This window comes from Rhodococcus sp. LB1 (genome assembly GCF_001583455.1).
GTDB lineage: Bacteria > Actinomycetota > Actinomycetes > Mycobacteriales > Mycobacteriaceae > Rhodococcus_F > Rhodococcus_F opacus.
The window spans coordinates 69,238-72,541 of the sequence record NZ_LTCZ01000396.1 but is presented as its reverse complement, the minus strand read 5'-3'; the positions used below and the strand labels follow the sequence as shown (position 1 = coordinate 72,541).

The following is a 3,304-nucleotide window of genomic DNA, read 5'->3' as shown; positions in this document are numbered from 1 at the left end:
CGCGTGTTGCGCGAACCAGATGCCTCGCTGCGCAGCTGACAGCGGAAACGCCCCTTCCGGAGCACCGCTACTACCCGCTGCTTGTCCCGACCCCAAGGGTTACTCCGTTCTCGAACGCGTGGCGACTGCCGCCTGTGTCTTTGGTGATTCGTAGCTCTCGGTCCCACGGACTGCGTCGTGGGCCGGTCTTCCGATGAACGCCATCACATGAACAGGCCTTGCCGGTTCGAAGCATCTCGCGGAGCGGGGACGTGCCGGGCATGGGACGCCCTGCGCTGATCGAAGAGTTCCACCACACTCGGAGTCGATGTCAGACGATCGTCCGAAACCCGATTGCCTGCGACGCTGAACACTCCAAGGCCCTTACATCCCGAACTACTTACGGTGAGCGGGTTCATACGTGGCTCCGTTCTCTCATCGATCCAACAAGCGGCCACCCAATCGGTGCTCGTCATCCTCCGAGTCGAGAGCCGAGTCTACGGCGCTGGTGGAGGAGCGAAACATCGTCGCGATCATTGCTTCGGCCTCCCCTCGCTCGGTGGTGACGATTTCGGTTCGTACGGTTCTGCGGTAGCGCCGGGAATTACATCGGTGTCGGATCCGCTCCCGTTACCGGCGCCGGTGTGACGTACCCAACCCTCGATCCTTCCAGAACCAGGCCTGAATTCGATCTTCGACGCGCACATATTCAACAGGCCGAACCACATTCCAGGCGCTGCGTACAACCAGAACACGGATACCGTACCGAGAGTCGGAATTTCGCTAGGTGTACAACTGTCGTATCCAGTTTCATGTTCCGCCTCCCGACTGTTATCCCTGCACGGTGCAGCCGATCTGATGACCGACCGCGGCGTTGAACACTCACTGCCCCCCGTGACCGCAGTTTTTGCCAACCACCGTGTCTACCAAAGCCCCGCGCAGGTCTCAAAACGAAGAGCACCCGGAGTTGCGCACAGGGAATAACCGACCAGGTCCGTCACGGATCCGCATCGAACGAAAACTCGGACGTTCACGTGAGCACCCGGGCGCCGTCAGATCGCCCGCTGACCTGCCACGAGGACGCGAAAGCACGGCCCCGCCAAAGAGGTGCGAATCGACGGCACCCCGGCGGCATCCCAGCATCTGGAACACCCTCCTGCTGCGCGACACTGCCGATGTCCGATTAGTCGCGATTGCTGCGGTGCGACCGATCGCAGGCAGACGGGAGATTTCTCACATTCGCCGATGCGCGGACGTCAGATCGCGCGCCTCCACCAGCAAGTAACCAAAGTAAGACTAACCTAACCGTTGTCGCCCAACGACACTGACATCGACGGACACGCAGGCTCAGCGTCCGTGCCGCGCGAACCAGTCGAGCAGGTCGGGGTCGTCCACGGCGCTGCGGTCCACCGTGCGGCCCGCGTCCGCACCCTGGAATATGCGCTTGAGAGGCACCTCGAGTTTCTTGCCGGTCCGGGTGTGCGGGATGCCGGGAGCCTCGATGATGTCGTCGGGCACGTGCCGGGGAGAGGCCTGCTCACGAATCGCTCCGCGGATACGCTGCTTCAGCGCGTCGTCGAGTTCCGCCCCCTCCGACAGGACCACGAACAGTGGCATCCAGTATCCGCCGTCCGCCAGGTCGACACCGACGACAAGCGCCTCGGCAACCTCAGGGAGCTTCTCCACCACCTGATAGATGTCGGCGCTGCCCATCCGAATTCCGTTGCGGTTCAGGGTGGAATCGGACCTTCCATGCATCAGGACGGTCCCGCGATCGGTGATCGTGATCCAGTCGCCGTGCCGCCACACTCCGGGAAACACATCGAAATATGCTTCACGGTAACGCTTTCCGTCCGGATCGTTCCAGAACGACACCGGCATGGACGGCATCGGCGCCGTCACGACCAGTTCACCCACCTCGCCTCGCACCGGCCGACCCGACTCGTCGAACGCGTCGACGGCGACACCCAGACACGGGGCGGACAGCTCCCCCGGCCAGACCGGCACACTCCGCGCTCCTCCGACGAACGCCGACACCACGTCGGTCCCACCGGTGATCGACACGACGGGAACTCGGCGACCGACGTTCTCGGACAACCACAGTGACGACGCCGCAGGCAGCGTGGAGCCGGTCACCCCCACCGCGCGGAGCGCGCTCAGGTCGTGCTCTCGTACGGGGATCACCCCCGCCTTGTCGCACGCGAGAACATAGCCGGGACTGGTGCCGACCACGGTCACACCCAGACGTGACACCAAGGCCCACAACGAATCCGGCGTAGGAAAGGACGGACTTCCGTCGTAGCAGACGATGGTGGCCCCCACCAGCAGTCCCGCCGTCTGGAAGTTCCACATCATCCAACTGGGACTGGTGTACCAGAAGAGGGTGTCGTCGCGGCCGATGTCGAGTTGGAGCGCGAGCGACTTCACGTGTTCGAGGAGAACGCCGCCGTGACCGTGCACGATGCCCTTCGGCAGGCCCGTGGTTCCCGAGGAGAACACCACCCACAGCGGGTGGTCGAACGGGACGGCCACGGACTCGAGTGCGGCGTCCCGGCCGGCGGCCTCCGCCCAGGTGAGGGTGCCGTCGACGACGGCGTCCGGATCGAGATGCGGCACGACCACCGTGAGGGCCAGCGACGACAATCCGCCGCGCAGGTCGGCCGACGCCGCGAGCCGATCGTGTTCCTTGCCGCCGAACCGGTAGCCGTCCGCGGTGATCAGCGCTTTCGGTTCCAGTTGACCCAGGCGATCGAGCGCGGCCGGCGCGGAGTAGTCCTGTCCGCACGCGGCCCACACGGCGCCGAGCGACGCCGTGGCGAGGAACGCGACGACGGCCTCGGGAATGTTGGGGAGGTAGCCGACGACCCGGTCACCGACTCCGACTCCGTGCTCGCGGAGAGTCGCGGCGAGGCCCGCCACCGCGGACCGCAACTCGTCCCACCCGACGGAGATGCCGGTGGCTCCCTCACCCGCGTACAGGATCGCCGGTGTGCCGGGGCGGGCATTCCGGAAGACGTGGTCGACGTAGTTGAGGGTCGCCCCGGGGAACCAGACGGCACCCGGCATCGCGGCGTCCGCGAGGGCCGGTCCGTGGTCGGTGGCGGACCTGATCTCGAAGTAGTCCCACACGTCCTGCCAGAACGCCGCCGGATCGGCGACCGACCAGCGCCACAGCGCCCGGTAGTCGTCGACCCGGACGCCGTGACGCCGGGCGACGAACCGGGCGAAGTCGGTGACGACCGCGTCGCGCACGTCGGATTCGGTGGGCACCCATTGCGGATCGGCAGTCATGGGCACCATCTTCCCCGAGAGCGCGGCGGTCCCG

1 protein-coding gene is annotated in these 3,304 nt (G+C 65.6%); it reads right to left on the bottom strand.

Translation table 11 applies throughout. The features are described from left to right. Nucleotides 1-1,326: 1,326 nt before the first annotated feature. Nucleotides 1,327-3,270 carry an acetoacetate--CoA ligase gene (locus AZG88_RS38100; protein ID WP_061700638.1) on the bottom strand — a complete coding sequence of 648 codons (1,944 nt, stop codon included), beginning with the start codon at nt 3,268-3,270 and terminating at the stop codon, nt 1,327-1,329. Nucleotides 3,271-3,304 lie beyond the last annotated feature (34 nt).